Here is a 16,104-nt window from a genome sequence, read left to right as displayed (position 1 = left end):
TCGTCGCATGAGCGTGGGTGATGTCGCGGTGCGGGCGGCCGATGTCTGGAAGCGGTACGGCGGTGGGCTGACGCAGGTGGACGCGCTGGCCGGTGTGAGCGCGGACTTCGGGAAGGGCCGGTTCACCGCGATCATGGGCCCGTCCGGCTCCGGCAAGTCGACCCTGCTGCACTGTCTGGCCGGCCTCGACAAGCCCACCGACGGGAAGGTGTTCCTCGGTGACGTCGACCTGACCACGCTGCCGGAGAAAAAGCTCACCCATCTGCGCCGCGACCGGATCGGGTTCGTGTTCCAGGCGTTCAACCTGGTGCCGACGCTGTCCGCGCTGGAGAACATCACGCTCCCCCTCGATCTCGCCGGTCGCAAACCCGACCAGGACTGGCTGACCACGGTCGTCGACACGGTCGGTCTGATGGACCGCCTCCGGCACAAGCCGTCGGAGCTGTCCGGGGGTCAGCAGCAGCGGGTCGCCTGCGCCCGGGCGCTCGTCTCCCGGCCGGACGTGGTGTTCGCGGACGAGCCGACCGGCAACCTCGACTCGCGGGCGTCCGGTGACGTCCTCGGGTTCCTGCACCGCTCCGTGCGGGACTTCCAGCAGACCGTCGTGATGGTCACCCACGACCCGACCGCGGCGTCGTACGCCGATCGCGTGCTGTTCCTGGCCGACGGCCGGCTGCGGTCCGAGCTGGTCGACCCGACCGCGGAGTCGGTGCTCGACACCATGAAGGAACTCGACCTCGAGCAGGAACACGGCGACACGACCGACCGGGCCGGCAGCGCCGCCGGTGAGCTGGCCGGCTGATGTTCAAGCTCGGCCTCCGCTCGGTCCTCGCGCACCGGCTCCGCTTCGTGCTGTGCACGCTCGCCGTCACGCTCGGCGTCGCGTTCGCGGGCGGCGCGATGGTGTTCACCGACACCCTCTCGACCGCGCTGAAGAAGAACTTCCAGGTCAGTACGGCGGACATCACCGTCACGCCCGCGTCGCCGATCGAGACCGGCACGGACCGCCCAGCGACCTTCCAGTCCGACGTCGTCGACCGCGTCCGTACCGTGCCCGGGGTCCAGGACGCGGCCCCGCAGCTGATGATCAGCAACGTCCAGATCCTCGGCCCGGACGGCAAGCTGCTGCAGAACTACGGCCTGTCGTCCTTCGGCGCGAACTGGCCGCGGGACCCGCAGAACGCGCCGTTCAAGCTACTCACCGGCGTACCGCCGTCCGGCAGCGGCCAGCTCGCACTCGACGAGTCCACCGCGGACCGCGCGGGCTATTCGCTCGGCGACCAGGTCCGGATCGTCACGCCGACCCGGGCCGTCACCGCGACGCTCACCGCGACCACCACGCCGGCCCAGGCCGGCGCGGCGGCCGGTGCCCCGCTGGTCAGCTTCGACGGCGCGACGGCCCAGCTCCTGCTGCTCGGGAAGCCGGGCTGGACGTCGGTCACCGTCTCGGTCCAGCCCGGGGCCGACCCCGGCACGGTCAGCCAGGCGATCGCCAAGGCCGTCGGCGACTCGGTGCAGGTCCGGACGGCGAAGCAGGTCACCGCCGACGGCGAGCACGACCTCGACAACACCTTCGGCGGGTTCGGCACCGTCCTGCTGCTGTTCGCCTTCCTCGCGCTGTTCGTCGGCACGTTCCTGATCGTCAACACGTTCGCGATGGTGGTCGCGCAGCGCTCCCGGGAGCTCGCGATGCTGCGCGCGATCGGCGCGTCCCGCGGCCAGATCACCGGCACGATCCTGGCCGAGAGCGCCGTCATCGGGTTCGTCGGCGCCACGCTCGGGCTGCTGATCGGGATCGGCGTGGCGGTCGGGATCCGGTTCTTCTACGAGCGGCTCGAGCTGCGGATCCCGACGGCGGCGCTGCAGGTCACCCCGACCACGATCATCGCCTGTTACGTGATCGGCATCGGCGTCACGATGGCGGCCGCCGCACCCGCCGCGCGCCGGGCGGGCAAGCTGCCGCCGGTCGCGGCGATGCGCGACGACATCCGGGTCCCGGAGCGCTCGCTGCTCGTCCGGGTCCTGATCGGCGCGTTCATGCTCCTGATGGCCGTCATGTTCTACGCCATCGGCGTGAACGCCGGCGGCGTCCCCGGAGCCGTCCTGATCACGCTCGGCACCGGCACCGCGGTGCTCGCGATCGTGATGCTCAGCCCGCTGGTCAGCCGGTACGTCGTCCGCGCGCTGATGTACCCGTTCGGCCGCAAGGCGCCGATCACGCTCGGGCGCCGCAACGCCGAGCGGAACCCGCGCCGTACGTCGGCGACCGCGGCGGCGCTGATGATCTCGGTGTCGCTGATCTCCGGCCTGCTGGTGATCGGGGCCTCGGTGAAGGCCTCGATCGACCGGAGCATCGTCGAGGCGCTCGGCACTGCCGACATCCTGGTCAGCAACGACGGCGCGCCCAGCTTCAGCACCGAGGTCGGCGACCGGGCCGCGAAGGTCCCGGGGGTCAGCTCCGTGCACCGTGTCCGCCAGCAGACGGGCGAGGTCGGCAAGGCGAGCGTCCGGATCAGCGGGGTCAGCGACGGCACCCTGGCCGGGTCTGTCACCACGCACTTCGACGCCGGCTCCGCCGCGGCGCTCGATTCCGGCCAGGTGCTCCTCCCCCGCAACCTCGCCAAGACCCTCGCGCTCACGGTGGGCAAGACCTTCGCCCTGAAGACCACGAGCGGCACCCACACCCTGACCGTCGGCGGCATCCTGGCGCCGAACCGGCAACTGAACGCGGTCGTCGTGTCACTGTCCACGTACGAGACGCTGGGCGGCTCGCCGAGCGACAACCTCCTGTACGTCGGGGTTGCCGACGGCAATCAGGTCGCGCAGGTCCGGACCGCGATCCTCGACCAGCTGCGGACGGACTACCCGGCGCTCCAGGTCCGCGACCAGCAGGCGTACGCCGCGGTCGCGCGGGAGCCCGTGAACGGCGTCCTGGCCGCGGTCGGGTTCCTGCTCGCGATGGCGATCCTGATCGCGCTGCTCGGCATCGTGAACACGCTCGCGCTCGGCGTCGTCGAGCGGACCCGGGAGATCGGGCTGCTGCGCGCGATCGGGATGGACCGGCCGCAGCTCGGCCGGATGCTCCGGGTCGAGTCGATCGCGATCACGCTGTTCGGGGCGCTGCTCGGGCTGGCGATCGGCGTCACGTTCGCGGCCTCGGTGCAGGCGGCGATGGTCGACGACGGGCTCGCCGTCCGCGACATCCCGGTGCTGCAGCTCGTGATCGCGGCCGTGGTCGCGATGGTGTTCGGCGTACTCGCCGCTGTCTGGCCGTCACGCCGTGCTGCGCGCCTCGACGTCCTGCGGGCCATCGCGTCGGAATGACCGCAGGATGACACGTGGCGTGACGCCTGAGGTGGAGCCAGACCAGTGATTCACAGGTAGCCTGCCGGTGTGCCGGGGACCGTACAGTCGATCGAGCGGGCCGCGGCGGTGCTGCGACTGCTCGCCGCCGCGCCTGACGGGCTGGGGGTCGCCGATCTGGGCAACGCGCTCGGGCTCGCGAAGCCGACCGTGCACGGGATCCTCCGGACGCTGCACCAGGTCGGCTTCGTCGACCAGGACCACAGCGGCGCGCACTACCACCTGAGCGACGCCTTCGGGCGCCTCGGTGAGAGCTACCTGGACCCGAACGAGCTGCGCAGCCGCGCGATCAACTGGGCCGACTCGCTGGCGTCGCGCAGCGGTGAGGTGGTCCGGGTCGGCCGCCTCGTCGAGGGCAAGGTCGAGGTCGTGCACCACGTGTTCCGCCCCGACGACAGCGACCAGGACCTCGACGTCGGTACGACGCTGCCGCCGCACGCGACCGCGCTCGGGAAGGCGGTGCTGGCCTTCGACGCGAGCGGCGCGACAAGGCCGCGCAAACTCGAGGCGTTCACCACCCGGACGATCACCGACCCGGCGCGGCTGGCCGAGGAGCTGGCGACGGTCCGGGCGCGTGGCTGGGCGACCGAGTTCGAGGAGCACACCGTCGAGCTGGCGAGTATCGCGGCGCCGATCCGGGGTCTCGGCGGGCTGGTCGTCGGCGCGGTCGGCCTGGCCGGCCGGGTGGAACGGATCTGCGACAGCCGGCTGCGGCACCGCGGCGACCTGATCAGCATGGTCCGCGCCACCGCCGATGCGATCGCCCGCGATCTCCGCGACGACACATGACCGGGGGCGGCCGGGTGAATGAGGGGTGGGGGGATGGCTGAGCAATATGTGGCGGCAGTGGACCAGGGGACGAACTCGAGCCGGTGCATCCTGTTCGACCGGCGCGGGCGGCTGGTGTCGGTGGCGCAGCGGGAACACCGGCAGCTGTTCCCGCGGCCGGGCTGGGTCGAGCACGACGCCGAGGAGATCTGGCGGAACGTGACCCGCGTGGTGCCGGCGGCGATCCGGCAGATCGGCGCGGCGCCGTCCCAGGTCGTTGCCATCGGCATCACCAACCAGCGCGAGACCAGCCTGCTCTGGGACCGCCGGACCGGGCAGCCGATCGGTCACGCCGTGGTCTGGCAGGACACCCGGACCGACCGGCTCGTCACCGAACTGGCGGGCGAGGAGGGCCCGGACCGGTTCGCGGACCTGTGCGGCCTGCCGTTGACGACGTACTTCTCCGCCCCGCGGATCCGGTGGATGCTCGACCACACCCCCGGGCTGCGGCAACGGGCCGAGCGCGGCGAGATCCTGTTCGGCACCATGGAGACCTGGCTGATCTGGAACTTCACCGGCGGCCCGGACGGCGACGCCCAGCACGTCACCGACGTCACCAACGCCAGCCGCACGATGCTGATGAACATCGAGACCCTCGACTGGGACGACCAGCTGCTCGAGGCGTTCGACGTACCGCGGGCGATCCTGCCGGAGATCCGCCCGTCGTCCGGGGTGCTCGCGACCGCGACCGAAGTCCTGCCCGGGGTCCGGATCGGCGCCGCGCTCGGGGACCAGCAGGCGGCGCTGTTCGGTCAGACCTGCTTCAGCGCCGGCGAGGCGAAGTGCACGTACGGCACGGGGTCCTTCCTGCTGATGAACACCGGGCAGGAGATCGTCCGGTCCAAGCACGGGATGCTGACGACCGTGGCGTACCGGATCGGCGACCAGCCCGCGTCGTACGCGCTCGAGGGCTCGATGGCGGTCACCGGGTCGCTCGTGCAGTGGTTCCGCGACGGGCTCGGCATGATCCACACCGCGGCCGAGATCGAGACGCTGGCGCGCACGGTCGAGGACAACGGCGGCGCGTACATCGTGCCCGCGTTCTCCGGGCTGTTCGCACCGCACTGGCGCAGCGAGGCGCGCGGGGTGATCGCCGGGCTGACGGGCTACATCACCAAGGGGCATCTGGCCCGGGCGGTCCTCGAGGCGACCGGGTTCCAGACCCTCGAGGTGGTCGACGCGATGAACGCGGACTCCGGGATCGCGCTGACCGCGTTGAAGGTCGACGGCGGGATGACGGCCAACAACCTGCTGATGCAGTTCCTGGCCGACCTGCTCGATGTCCGCGTGGTCCGGCCGATGGTGACCGAGACGGTGTCGCTGGGAGCGGCGTACGCCGCCGGGCTCGCGGTCGGGTACTGGCCCGATCTGGAGGGGCTGCGCAGCAACTGGCACCGCGCCGGCCAGTGGGTGCCGCACATGGATCCGGCCCGCCGCGCGACGGAGTACGCGAACTGGCAGGCCGCCGTCCAGCGCACCTTCAACTGGATCCGCACCGAGGACCACGAGCTGTAGCAACCCCTTCGTGCACCGCCGAAGAGCGTCAGCCGGACCGCTCCGGCAGCCGGCCGCGGAACAGCTGGATGCTGACAGCAACGACCCAGATCCAGAAGATCGAGTACGGGATCAGCCACACCGGTGTGGTCCGAACGCGTACCGGGCGATCTGCGGGTCAACGCCCTCGCCGGTCCGGTACCCGGCCAGCTCCCAGCCCGGGCTCATCAGCAGGACGACGAAGGCGACGCCCGACGTGAGCGCGATCGCCGATCGCCAGGCCGGCTGCCCCTCCGCTTCGCGAAGGACCACCCGGCTGTGCCGTCTCCCCCATGTGTCGTCCCTCCCGCTCCGAGTAAGGCACGGGAGGGACGACGGCGTCCAGACGTCAGGCGGGCGAGACGATGTCCGGGGCCTCGAGGCGGACCTTGTCGGCGGACTCGTCGTCGGGCTGGTCCTGGGAGTCGCGCTCGGACTGGACACGCTGGAGGTAGAACGACACCTCGCGGTCGATCGTCGCCTCGTCCCAGCCGAGGATCGGCGCGACCAGCCGGGCGGCAGCCTCGGCGGCGCCGACCCCGCGGTCCCAGGCCTCGATCGAGATCCGGGTCCGCCGGGCCAGGATGTCGTCGAGATGACGCGCCCCCTCGGCCTTGGCGCCGTACACGATCTCGGCCTTCAGGTAGTCCTGGGTGCCCGGCAGTTGCTCGCCGAGCGACGGGTCCTCGGCGACCAGTTCGAGCACCTCTTCGATCAGGGCGCCGTACCGGTTCAGCAGGTGCTCGATCCGGGCCACGTGCAACCCGGACCGGTGCGCGATCAGCTGCCGCTGGTTCCACAGCGCCTGGTAGCCGTCGGCGCCGACCAGCGGGATGTTCTTCGTGACACTGCGCGGCACCCGCCCGTCGAGCGCGTCCGCGGCCGCGTCGATCGCGTCCTTGGCCATCACCCGGTACGTCGTGTACTTGCCACCGGCAACCACCACGAGGCCCGGCGCCGCGTGTGCGACGACGTGCTCGCGGGACAGCTTCGACGTACTCTCCGACTCGCCCGCGAGCAGCGGCCGCAGACCGGCGTACACGCCCTCCACGTCCTCGCGGGTCAGCGGCGTGGTGAGCACCGCGTTCACGTGGTCCAGCAGGTACTCGATGTCCTTGCTGGTCGCGGCCGGGTGCGCCTTGTCCAGGTGCCAGTCGGTGTCCGTGGTGCCGATCAGCCAGTGCCGGCCCCACGGGATGATGAACAGCACGGACTTCTCGGTCCGCAGGATCATCCCGGTGCTGGACTGGATCCGGTCCTTGGGTACGACCAGGTGGATGCCCTTCGACGCGCGGACGTGGTACTGCCCGCGCTCCCCCACCAACGCCTGCGTGTCGTCGGTCCAGACACCGGTCGCGTTCACGACCTGCTTCGCCCGGACCTCGAACTCGCGGCCGCTCTCCAGATCCTTCGCCTGGACCCCGGTCACCCGCTCGCCCTGCCGCAGGAAACCGGTCACCTTCACCCGGTTCGCGACCAGCGCGCCGTACGACGCCGCGGTCCGGGCGAGCTCCATCGTGTGCCGCGCGTCGTCGACCTGCGCGTCGTAGTACTGCAACGCGCCGACCAGCGCGGACTTCTTCAGCGACGGGACGAGCCGCATCGCACCGCGCCGGGTCAGGTGCCGGTGGATCGGCAGCCCGGCCCCGAGACCGGAGCTGACCGCCATCCCGTCGTACAGCGCGACGCCGGCGCCGGCGTAGAACCGCTCCCACCAGCGGTGCTGCAGCGGGTACAGGAACGGAACCGGCTTCACCAGGTGCGGCGCCAGGCGCTGCAGGAGCAGACCGCGCTCCTGCAGCGCCTCGTGCACGAGCCGGAAGTCGAGCATCTCCAGGTAGCGCAGGCCGCCGTGGATCAGCTTGCTGGACCTGCTGGAGGTGCCGCTCGCGAAGTCGCGGGCCTCCAGCAGTCCGGTGGTCAGGCCGCGGGTGGCGGCGTCGAGCGCCGAGCCGGTGCCGACCACCCCGCCACCGATCACCAGGACGTCCAGTTCCCGTCCGTCGGCCAGCGCGTCGATCGCGTCGGCCCTTGCTTGCGGTGACAGAGCCACTACAGCCACTGTGTTCGTCCTTCCGATTTCGTTGGTCGTGCTCAATCAGTCGACGTCGACCCAGTCAAGGGTGCGCTGGACGGCCTTCTGCCAACCGGCGTACCCCTGAGTGCGCTGTTCGTCGTTCCACTGCGGCTCCCACCGCTTGGCCTCGTTCCAGTTCTGCACCAGCTCGTCCTTGGACTTCCAGAAGCCCACGGCGAGCCCGGCCGCGTACGCCGCGCCGAGCGCGGTGGTCTCCGCGACGACCGGCTTGCTCACCGGTACGCCGAGGATGTCGGCCTGCATCTGCATGCAGAGCTCGTTCGCCGTGACACCGCCGTCCACCTTCAGCACGTCGAGCTTCACGCCGGAGTCCTTCTCCATCGCGTCCGCGACGTCCTTGCTCTGGTAGCAGATCGCTTCCAGTGTTGCGCGCGCCAGATGTGCGTTGGTGTTGAAGCGGGACAGGCCGACGATCGCGCCGCGGGCGTCCGAGCGCCAGTACGGCGCGAACAGGCCGGAGAACGCCGGGACGAAGTACACCCCGCCGTTGTCCTCGACCTGCCGGGCCAGCGTCTCGGTCTCGCTCGCACCGGAGATGATGCCGAGCTGGTCACGCAGCCACTGCACCGCCGAGCCGGTGACCGCGATCGAGCCCTCGAGCGCGTACACCGGGGCTTCGTCGCCGAACTTGTAGCACATCGTGCTGAGCAGGCCCGCCTTCGAGCGGACCAGCTCGGTGCCGGTGTTCAGCAGCATGAAGTTGCCGGTGCCGTAGGTGTTCTTCGCCTCGCCCGGGTTGAAGCAGACCTGGCCGACGGTCGCGGCCTGCTGGTCACCGAGGTCGCCGGTGAGCGGTACGACGCCGCCGAGCGGACCGTTGGCGAGCGTCTCGCCGTACTTGTTCGGGTCCGACGACGGACGGATCTCCGGCAGCATCTGCCGCGGGATGTTGAAGAAGCTGATCAGCTCGTCGTCCCAGTCGAGGGTCTCGAGGTTCATCAGCATCGTGCGGCTGGCGTTCGTGACGTCGGTGATGTGCACGCCGCCGTCCGTCCCGCCGGTCAAGTTCCACAGCAGCCAGGTGTCGGTGTTGCCGAACACCGCGTCCCCGGCCTCGGCCGCCTCCCGGACCCCGTCGACGTTCTCCAGGATCCACTGCACCTTGCCGGCCGAGAAGTACGTCGCCGGCGGCAGACCGGCCTTCTGGCGGATCACGTCGCCCTTGCCCTCGCGCTCGAGGGCGGACGCGATCCGGTCGGTCCGGGTGTCCTGCCAGACGATCGCGTTGTAGTACGGCCGGCCGGTCTTCCGGTTCCACACCACCGCGGTCTCGCGCTGGTTGGTGATGCCGAGCGCGGCCAGGTCGCTCGACTGCAGGCCTTGGGCGTTCATCGCGGTCCGGATCACCGCGCTGGTGCGCTCCCAGATCTCCACCGGGTTGTGCTCGACCCAGCCTGCCTGCGGCAGGATCTGCTCGTGCTCCAACTGGTGGATGCCCACCTCGTTGCCCGAATGGTCGAAGATCATGAAACGGGTGCTCGTGGTGCCCTGGTCGACGGCGCCGACGAAGTCAGCCATGGAAAGTCCTCTCCTCACAAGTCCTGATGCTCATGCGGTCTTCTCCTGCTCGGGCTCCGGGACCCGGCCAGGTTCCTCGTCCGCGTCACCGACCGGCAGGTACCGGCCGACCAGCAGGTCGTAGAGCAGGGCGCCGACGAGCGCGCCGATGATGGGTCCCACGATCGGGACCCAGAAATAGGGATCCCCGAACTGGTCCTTGAAGGCTCCTCCGTAACCGGTCAGGTAGGAGGCCAGCCGCGGGCCGAAGTCACGCGCGGGGTTGATCGCGTAGCCGGCCAGGGTGCCCCAGGCCATCCCGATGCCGACGACCAGCAGGCCGATGATGAACGGGCCGAGGTTCGCCGCCGGCGCGGTGTTGCGCAGGTCGACGATGGCCAGGATGACCAGCATCAGGATCGCGGTGCCGATGATCTGGTCCAGGAAGCCGCTCCACATGCCGGCCCCGAGCTCGGTGTTGCCGTTGCCCGGGAGGGTGGAGAACACACCCTGGCTCTTGATCGTCAGTCCGGGGTCGAAGTGGTGCAGCACCTTCGAGTAGTTCCAGCGGACCACCAGCGCCGCCGCGAACGCGCCCAGGAACTGTGCGCCGATGTACGGCAGCACCTTCCGCCAGGCGAACCCGCGGAAGACCGCCAGCGCGATCGTCACCGCGGGATTGATGTGGCCACCGCTGAGCCGGGCGGAAACGTAGACGCCCATGATCACGCCGATACCCCAGGCCCACGCGATGGAGTCGTGATTCCCGATGCCGCCCGCCACCACTTGGGCGACCACCCCGACACCGAACAGGATCAGGATGAACGTTCCGGCGAATTCCGCCGAACACTCCCCCAGAAGGGTTCTTTGTTTGACCGCTTCGGTCGTAGCCATGCTTGGCCTCCCTTCAAGCCGTGACGACCACGGCTGGCTGGAATGTAAGATCCAACCCCCCTCGGTACAACGCCCGCCGTTCGACATTGTCGAACGATGCCCACCGACCGCCCAGCTACGACACTCAGTAAGCGCCTGATTGCTCACAGACAGCGGTAGAGACCACCCGGCCCGGCTTCGGGTCCAGCGGTTCCGGCATGAGTCGACCGTACGACGCTAGGTTGTTCTTCCGCGTCCGATCCGCGTCCGATCCGCCTCCGGGAGCTCCGTCTATGGCTCTGTCGCCGTACACCTTTCAAGGTGCGCTGTCCGTCCTCGACATCGACGACCGGAACCGATCGGCACTTGAGCGGTTGTTCGGTACGGCGGTCTTCGCCGGCGCCGCCACCGCGACGCTTGCGGGCGGACCGGTCGCCGGGCTCACCGCCGCCGCCTGGCTGTCGCTGATCGACCCGAAGAACGAGGCCGTGAGTCTGCTGGACGCCCTCGTCAGCAAGGTGTCCAAGAGGCTGCGCGGCACGAAGGACAAGACCCAGCTCGAGCTCGTCGTGGCCGCCCACACCATCACCGCCGTCGCCTCGTTCTTCGACGCGCTGCCGCACATCATCGGCCCGAACTACCGCGACCTCGGCCTCACCGACAGCGAGCGGCGCCGACTCCTCGCCGTCCCCGGAAGCGATCACGACGAGCTGTTCGATGTCGTCGTACCCCTGTCGTCGCCGGAGCTCGGCCTCGAGGCGAACCTCCAACGCAACCTCGAGCCGTACTACGAGGCCCTCGGACGCCGGTGCCTCGACTTCTTCACCGGACTGGAGGCGTGGAGCCGGCTCGAACCCGTGCCGGTGGCCGGGCTCCTCGACGCGATCGTCGAACGGGCCGCATTCCTGTACCGCAGCCGGATGCTGGAGCTCAGCGCGTCCGCGCCGTTCGGCCTGTGGGTGACACTGAACGAGTTCGCAGGCACCCGCGAGCTGATCCGGGCACAGACCGCGGCGCTGGGTGAGCTCACGACGATGCTCTCGATGGTGATGCCCGGTACTCCCGCGCCCCGGAACGGCTACCGCGAGAAGCTGGCGCTCGCGGCCCGGGAAGTGCTCGACGAGCCGCTGCTGCGGTCCCGTACCCAGTCGATCGCTTCCCCCACGGTCCGGGACGGGTTCGTCGAACCGTCCTTCCACTACGCCGTCGCGGACGATCGGTCACGGCCGTCCGACGAGGGCTGGTGGTCGGAGCAGCCGAAGCACTCGTCCCTGGTCGAGTACCTCGCAAGCTACCTGGCCGGCCCGGACGGCGCGCGCCGCCCGCTTCTCCTGCTCGGCCATCCGGGCGCCGGCAAGTCGTTGCTGACCGAGGTGCTCGCTGCCCAGCTGCCCGAGGACGCGTTCGCGGTCGTCCGCGTGCCACTGCGCTCGGTCAATCCGGACGACGATCTGACGCTTCAGGTCACCAAGGAACTGCAGCGCGCCCTTCAACGACCGAATGCGGATCTGGACGAGCTGCGCCAGGAGTGCGGCGCCTGCGGGTCCTGCCCCGATCCGGGCAGCTGTCCGCACCGCTGCCACCTCGTGGTCCTCTTGGACGGCTTCGACGAGCTCGTGCAGGCGACCGGCGTGACGCAATCGGCGTACCTGTCGAAGGTCGAGGAGTTCCAGAAGCGGGCCCGAACCCTGGGTACGCCGACGTCGGTGATCGTCACGTCCCGAACCGTCGTCGCCGACCGCGCCGAGATCGCGACCGACACGCCGATGATCAAGCTCCGCGAGTTCGACCGGCCGCGGATCGAGCGGTGGCTCGGAGCCTGGAACGCCGCCCATGCCGGGATCGCGTCGTTCGTCCCGCTCGAGATCGACGAGATGACCGCCTCGGACGAGATCGCCGAGCTGACCGGCCAGCCGTTGCTGTTGCTGATGCTCGCGGTCTACCTCGCCGAGCTCGGCACGAACCAGCTGGGCGGCGCCGATCTGACGCAGAGCGAGCTGTACCAGCGGATCCTGGACCGCTTCATCACCCGCCAGATCACCGAGAAGACCGCGCCCGGCGCCTCGGAGGCCGAGCAGAAGCTGCTGCAGCGTCAGCGACGGCGGCAACTCCAGTACGCCGCCATCGGCATGTTCAACCGCGGCCGCCAGCACATCACCGACACCGAACTGAACGCCGACCTCGCCGCACTCGACCCACCCGCCGCCACCTCGGCCGCCATCCAGCCCCTGAGCGCAGCCGACCGGGTCCTCGGCGAGTTCATGTTCGTCCACAACCCCCGGGCCGACCGCGAACAACGCAGCGCCTACGAGTTCCTCCACGCCACCTTCGGCGAGTTCCTGGTCGCCGAACTCGTCCTCGAACTCCTCGTACAGCTCACGCGCCACCGCGAACTGGAAGCCACGTCGCTCGATCTGCAGCCGAGCGGCCTCGACGACACCCTGTTGCGCCGCCTCCTGAGCCACCAACCGGTCAGCACCCGCACACCAGTCCGCCTCTTCATCGTCGAACTCGCCGAGCGGCTGCCCGACGAACAACAGGCATCACTGCGCGCCACGATCGTCGACCTCCTGCGCCGGGAACTCATCAGACCGGACACCGGTGACCAGCTCTACCACCCGATACCGTACGACCCGGTCCGCCGCCGAGCGTGCTACACCGCGAACCTGACGCTCCTCCGCGTGCTCCTCGACGACGAACCGGTCCCGATGGGTGACCTGCTCGACCTCGACGGACATGACCGCTGGAGCCCGATGGTGCGCCTCTGGCACGCCGGCATGGACACGCTTGCCTGGTACACGGTCATGCAGGCTCTGGCCGTCGAGGCTTCTGAAGAGCGACGCCACTGGTGGGAGCTTCGGGTGTGTCTGCGCCTCGAGCTGAGCAGCAACCCGATGCTCAACGAGGCAGAGCTTCTCGGCGACCTCGAGGCACAGGCCGTGCTGATGGTCGGCGAATACATTGCAGGAGTCAGCCGCGACCCTTGGGTGCCTGCCGATCTGAACGCCATCGCCGAGATCGCGAGGATTCACTTCGACACCACCGGGACCCCGCATTTCGGCCGGCCTCTGCCGTATGACCTGAACTGGTACGCAAGCCTGCTCGCCATGGTGTCAGCTCGGCCGGGCATCAGCGGGAGTGTCAAGCGATCGATCTTGATCCTGCTCTCCCAGGCAGCCGTGGATCTCCCGACCGACCTCGTTTCCGACCTCCTGGCTCACGCGTTCCCGCCGCCCGACGGCGCCGACTACGAGGTCGAACTCGCGGCCATCGCCGCCTGTCATCCCGCAGTCTTCGATCGCCTACCTGGGCTGCGGGAGCACCTCGGCGCCGCCCCGGGACTCTATGCGCCGACAGTCGTTGCCTTGCTCTGGTACGCCGAGCAGCAAGCCTCCGGCACCGAGCGAGATCAGCTCGAGCAAGTCCGGCTCGATCTCGACCGACGGCTGGCGGAGGGGAGGCTGGATCCCCTGGACACCACCTACTTCGCGCCGGAGTTCGTCACCTACCTGAGGATGGCGCGGCCGTCACATTGGACGCCGGACGTTCCCCTCCCGTGGATCTTCGACGCACTCGCCGGTCCGATGCTTGCGACGATCGCGCCGGAGGACGCGCTGTACGTCGCCGAGACCTGGGGGAATCACCACGGCGACTTCGCCCAGAGATACCTGGCGAGCCGGGACGTGCCTCTCCATGCTCGGCAGGATCCGCTCGACGTGTTGCGGGCGTACGTCGCTTCCTGAGACGGGGCTGAGTGTCGCGGGGTGCTTGCCAACCAGTTGGGCCCGGTGGGCGTCTCGCCTGTGGGTCTGCTCGGTTGGAGGGTCGGATGGGTGTGTCGTTGCTCCAGGGATGGTTTCCGGTGGTGCTGCAGGTGGTGGCCGGCATTGTCGTGATGGCTGCGGTGGGGTGGCGGGATTCGCGGTGGCGGCGGGTGGTGCCGTTGGTGGGGGTGGGGGCGGCGTTGGTCACGTTGGTGGCGGCTTATCCGGGGGCGAAGCTGGTGGGGCTGACGGATCCGTTGCCGTTCGTCGTGTGGTTGTGGTTCGGGGTCGCGGTCGGGGCCCTGATCGTGCTGGGGGCCGGGTGGCGGTCGGCGCGGTGGTGGCGGCGGGGGGCCGCGGTGGTGGCGGCGGTGCTGGCGGGAGTGGTATGTGCGAACGGGATCAACCAGTTCGTGGGCTACTACCCGACGATCGACTCCGCGGTGAACGACTGGACGAACACGCCGCTGCCGGGTCAGGTGTCGATGTCCGGCATCGCGCGCGACGCCGGTACGACGAAGATGCCGGCGGCGGGGCGGCTGGTCGCGGTGGACATTCCGGCGACGTACAGCCATTTCAAGCACCGCCAGGAGCTGGTCTACCTGCCGCCGATCTCGTTCCGCGGCGCGCACCGGCCCGCGCTGCCGGTCGTCGAGCTGATCGGGGGCGAGCGGGGCGGCCCGGGCGACTGGGTCCGGCTGGGCAACGCCGTCCAGGTGTCCGACGCGTACGCCCACCGCCACCACGGGTACGCGCCGATCCTGGTGTTCGCCGACGCGACCGAGCGGTTCGACAACGACACCGAATGCGTGAACGGTCCGCGCGGGAACTCCGCCGACCACCTTGACCAGGACATCCCGCGGTACGTCGAGAAGACGTTCGGCGCGTCCCGGGATCCGCGGCAATGGGCGGTCGCCGGGTTCTCGATGGGCGGCACCTGTGCCATCGACCTGGTCGTCGAGCACCCGGACGTCTTCGACCACTTCGTCGACATCTCCGGCGACCTCGTGCCGTACACGAGCACACCGGCCGCCAGCCTGCACGACCTGTACGGCGGCAACGTGGCCCTCGAGAAGGCCAACGAGCCGCTGCTCGTGATGCGGGCCCATGGCAAGTACACGAACGTCGACGGCCTGTTCCTGACCAGCACCCAGGAGCTGCGCCACCAGCACGAGGCCGAGGAACTGTCCAGGGCCGCGGCCAAGGCCGGCATCTGGTCGCGGGTCGAGATCTCCCCCGGCACCCACGTCTGGCAGTTCGCCGCGCCGGCCTTCGCGTCGGCCTACCCGTGGCTGGTCAACCAGCTCGCCCTCCCCCAGCACGAAGGGAGCCACCCGAGGCCGGCGTGATCGAGAATCTGCGACGGCTCGCCGCCGGTCTGCTGGTGGTCGCGCTCCTCAGCGTGATCTCCGGCGCGGACACGGTCGGCGAGATGCGAACCGGCGGCGACGTCCGGGTGGTTGCCCTCGGCGACTCGGTCACGTCCGGCTCCAACTGCGACTGCACGCCGTTCCCCCAGCTGTACGGCGACCTGCTCGAGGACCGCTCCGGCGCGGCGGTGACCGTCGACAACCTCGGCGTCGGCGGCCTCGACTCCACCGGGCTGCTGCAGCAACTGGGTCAGCGCGGCGTCGCGCAGGCCGTCGGCGCGGCGAACGTCGTTCTCCTCACGATCGGCGCGAACGACTTCGGCGACCACCACGACGACGTCACCAGCGGACAGTGCACGGGCGACTGCGTCGCGGACGAGTTCGAGCAGCTGACCGCCAACCTCGGCCGGATCCTGAGCCGCGTGCGCACACTCCGGGCCGGCCGGCCCACCACCGTTCTGATGACCGGCTACTGGAACGTCTTCAAGGACGGCGAGGTGGCCGAACGGCAGTACACCCCGGGCGGCCGGATCGCCAGCGACCAGCTCACCGTTCGTACGAACGCCGCGATCGCCGCCGCGGCCCGCGCCGGCGACGCGACGTACGCCGACATCTACACACCCTTCGAGGACAACCCCGACGTCACCGCGCTGCTCGCCTCCGACGGCGATCATCCGGACGCGGCCGGTCATGCGCTGATCGCGCGGGTTCTGCTGGCCGCAACGCCCAACCCTTTGCCCGCGTCCCCACGTCAGGGAGGTTAGAGACCGAGGGGGAA

Annotated in this window: 11 protein-coding genes; 7 read left to right on the top strand and 4 right to left on the bottom strand. The window is 69.8% G+C overall.

Features of this window, described 5'->3' with window-relative positions; all coding sequences use genetic code 11:
* Nucleotides 1-7 precede the first annotated feature (7 nt).
* The 4 genes from AB0I12_RS05565 (at nucleotide 8) to glpK (AB0I12_RS05550) (ending at nucleotide 5,706) form a co-directional block, all read left to right on the top strand.
* Nucleotides 8-802 carry an ABC transporter ATP-binding protein gene (locus AB0I12_RS05565; protein WP_359924951.1) on the top strand — a complete coding sequence of 265 codons (795 nt, stop codon included), beginning with the start codon at nucleotides 8-10 and terminating at the stop codon, nucleotides 800-802.
* On the top strand, nucleotides 802-3,324 hold the full coding sequence (locus tag AB0I12_RS05560; RefSeq protein WP_359924948.1) for an FtsX-like permease family protein: 2,523 nt from the start codon (nucleotides 802-804) through the stop codon (nucleotides 3,322-3,324). Before AB0I12_RS05565 ends, AB0I12_RS05560 begins: the two co-directional genes overlap by 1 nt.
* A 69-nt stretch (nucleotides 3,325-3,393) precedes the next feature.
* Nucleotides 3,394-4,152: an IclR family transcriptional regulator gene (locus tag AB0I12_RS05555; RefSeq protein ID WP_359924945.1), complete on the top strand. Its 759-nt coding sequence runs from the start codon at nucleotides 3,394-3,396 to the stop codon at nucleotides 4,150-4,152.
* Between the two features lie 33 nt (nucleotides 4,153-4,185).
* Entirely contained in the window at nucleotides 4,186-5,706 is a 1,521-nt protein-coding gene (gene glpK / locus AB0I12_RS05550; RefSeq protein WP_359924942.1) for a glycerol kinase GlpK, read from the top strand.
* Nucleotides 5,707-5,817: 111 nt separating this feature from the next.
* Here glpK (AB0I12_RS05550) and AB0I12_RS05545 read toward each other — a convergent pair whose 3' ends face one another.
* The 4 genes from AB0I12_RS05545 to AB0I12_RS05530 all read right to left on the bottom strand — a co-directional run bounded on the left by AB0I12_RS05545 (nucleotide 5,818) and on the right by AB0I12_RS05530 (nucleotide 10,213).
* The gene (locus AB0I12_RS05545; protein ID WP_359924939.1) at nucleotides 5,818-5,997 is read right to left on the bottom strand and encodes a hypothetical protein; all 180 of its coding nucleotides are present in this window, start codon (nucleotides 5,995-5,997) and stop codon (nucleotides 5,818-5,820) included.
* Between the two features lie 76 nt (nucleotides 5,998-6,073).
* Nucleotides 6,074-7,786: a glycerol-3-phosphate dehydrogenase/oxidase gene (locus tag AB0I12_RS05540; protein WP_359924936.1), complete on the bottom strand. Its 1,713-nt coding sequence runs from the start codon at nucleotides 7,784-7,786 to the stop codon at nucleotides 6,074-6,076.
* 36 nt (nucleotides 7,787-7,822) lie between these two features.
* A complete protein-coding gene (gene glpK / locus AB0I12_RS05535) occupies nucleotides 7,823-9,340 on the bottom strand; it encodes a glycerol kinase GlpK (RefSeq protein ID WP_359924933.1) in 1,518 nt (505 codons plus the stop codon).
* Nucleotides 9,341-9,370: 30 nt separating this feature from the next.
* The gene (locus AB0I12_RS05530; protein ID WP_359924930.1) at nucleotides 9,371-10,213 is read right to left on the bottom strand and encodes an MIP/aquaporin family protein; all 843 of its coding nucleotides are present in this window, start codon (nucleotides 10,211-10,213) and stop codon (nucleotides 9,371-9,373) included.
* Between the two features lie 272 nt (nucleotides 10,214-10,485).
* Between AB0I12_RS05530 and AB0I12_RS05525 the strand changes: the two genes are divergently transcribed.
* From AB0I12_RS05525 to AB0I12_RS05515, 3 genes are all read left to right on the top strand, one after another.
* Nucleotides 10,486-13,935 carry a hypothetical protein gene (locus tag AB0I12_RS05525; protein WP_359924927.1) on the top strand — a complete coding sequence of 1,150 codons (3,450 nt, stop codon included), beginning with the start codon at nucleotides 10,486-10,488 and terminating at the stop codon, nucleotides 13,933-13,935.
* An 86-nt stretch (nucleotides 13,936-14,021) separates the two neighbouring features.
* Nucleotides 14,022-15,305, top strand: a complete 1,284-nt coding sequence (locus tag AB0I12_RS05520; RefSeq protein WP_359924924.1) for an alpha/beta hydrolase-fold protein — start codon at nucleotides 14,022-14,024, stop codon at nucleotides 15,303-15,305.
* On the top strand, nucleotides 15,302-16,090 hold the full coding sequence (locus tag AB0I12_RS05515; protein WP_359924923.1) for an SGNH/GDSL hydrolase family protein: 789 nt from the start codon (nucleotides 15,302-15,304) through the stop codon (nucleotides 16,088-16,090). Before AB0I12_RS05520 ends, AB0I12_RS05515 begins: the two co-directional genes overlap by 4 nt.
* Nucleotides 16,091-16,104: the final 14 nt, after the last annotated feature.

This window comes from Kribbella sp. NPDC050459, from assembly GCF_040655315.1.
Lineage (GTDB): Bacteria > Actinomycetota > Actinomycetes > Propionibacteriales > Kribbellaceae > Kribbella.
This window is presented reverse-complemented; position numbering and strand designations above follow the sequence as displayed.

Coding starts and splice junctions, on each gene's coding strand:
- AB0I12_RS05525 (WP_359924927.1), top strand. CDS start 10,486: ATGGCTCTGTCGCCGTACACCTTTCAAGGTGCGCTGTCCGTCCTCGAC.
- AB0I12_RS05560 (WP_359924948.1), top strand. CDS start 802: ATGTTCAAGCTCGGCCTCCGCTCGGTCCTCGCGCACCGGCTCCGCTTC.
- AB0I12_RS05565 (WP_359924951.1), top strand. CDS start 8: ATGAGCGTGGGTGATGTCGCGGTGCGGGCGGCCGATGTCTGGAAGCGG.
- glpK (WP_359924933.1), bottom strand. CDS start 9,340: ATGGCTGACTTCGTCGGCGCCGTCGACCAGGGCACCACGAGCACCCGT.
- AB0I12_RS05520 (WP_359924924.1), top strand. CDS start 14,022: ATGGGTGTGTCGTTGCTCCAGGGATGGTTTCCGGTGGTGCTGCAGGTG.
- AB0I12_RS05530 (WP_359924930.1), bottom strand. CDS start 10,213: ATGGCTACGACCGAAGCGGTCAAACAAAGAACCCTTCTGGGGGAGTGT.
- glpK (WP_359924942.1), top strand. CDS start 4,186: ATGGCTGAGCAATATGTGGCGGCAGTGGACCAGGGGACGAACTCGAGC.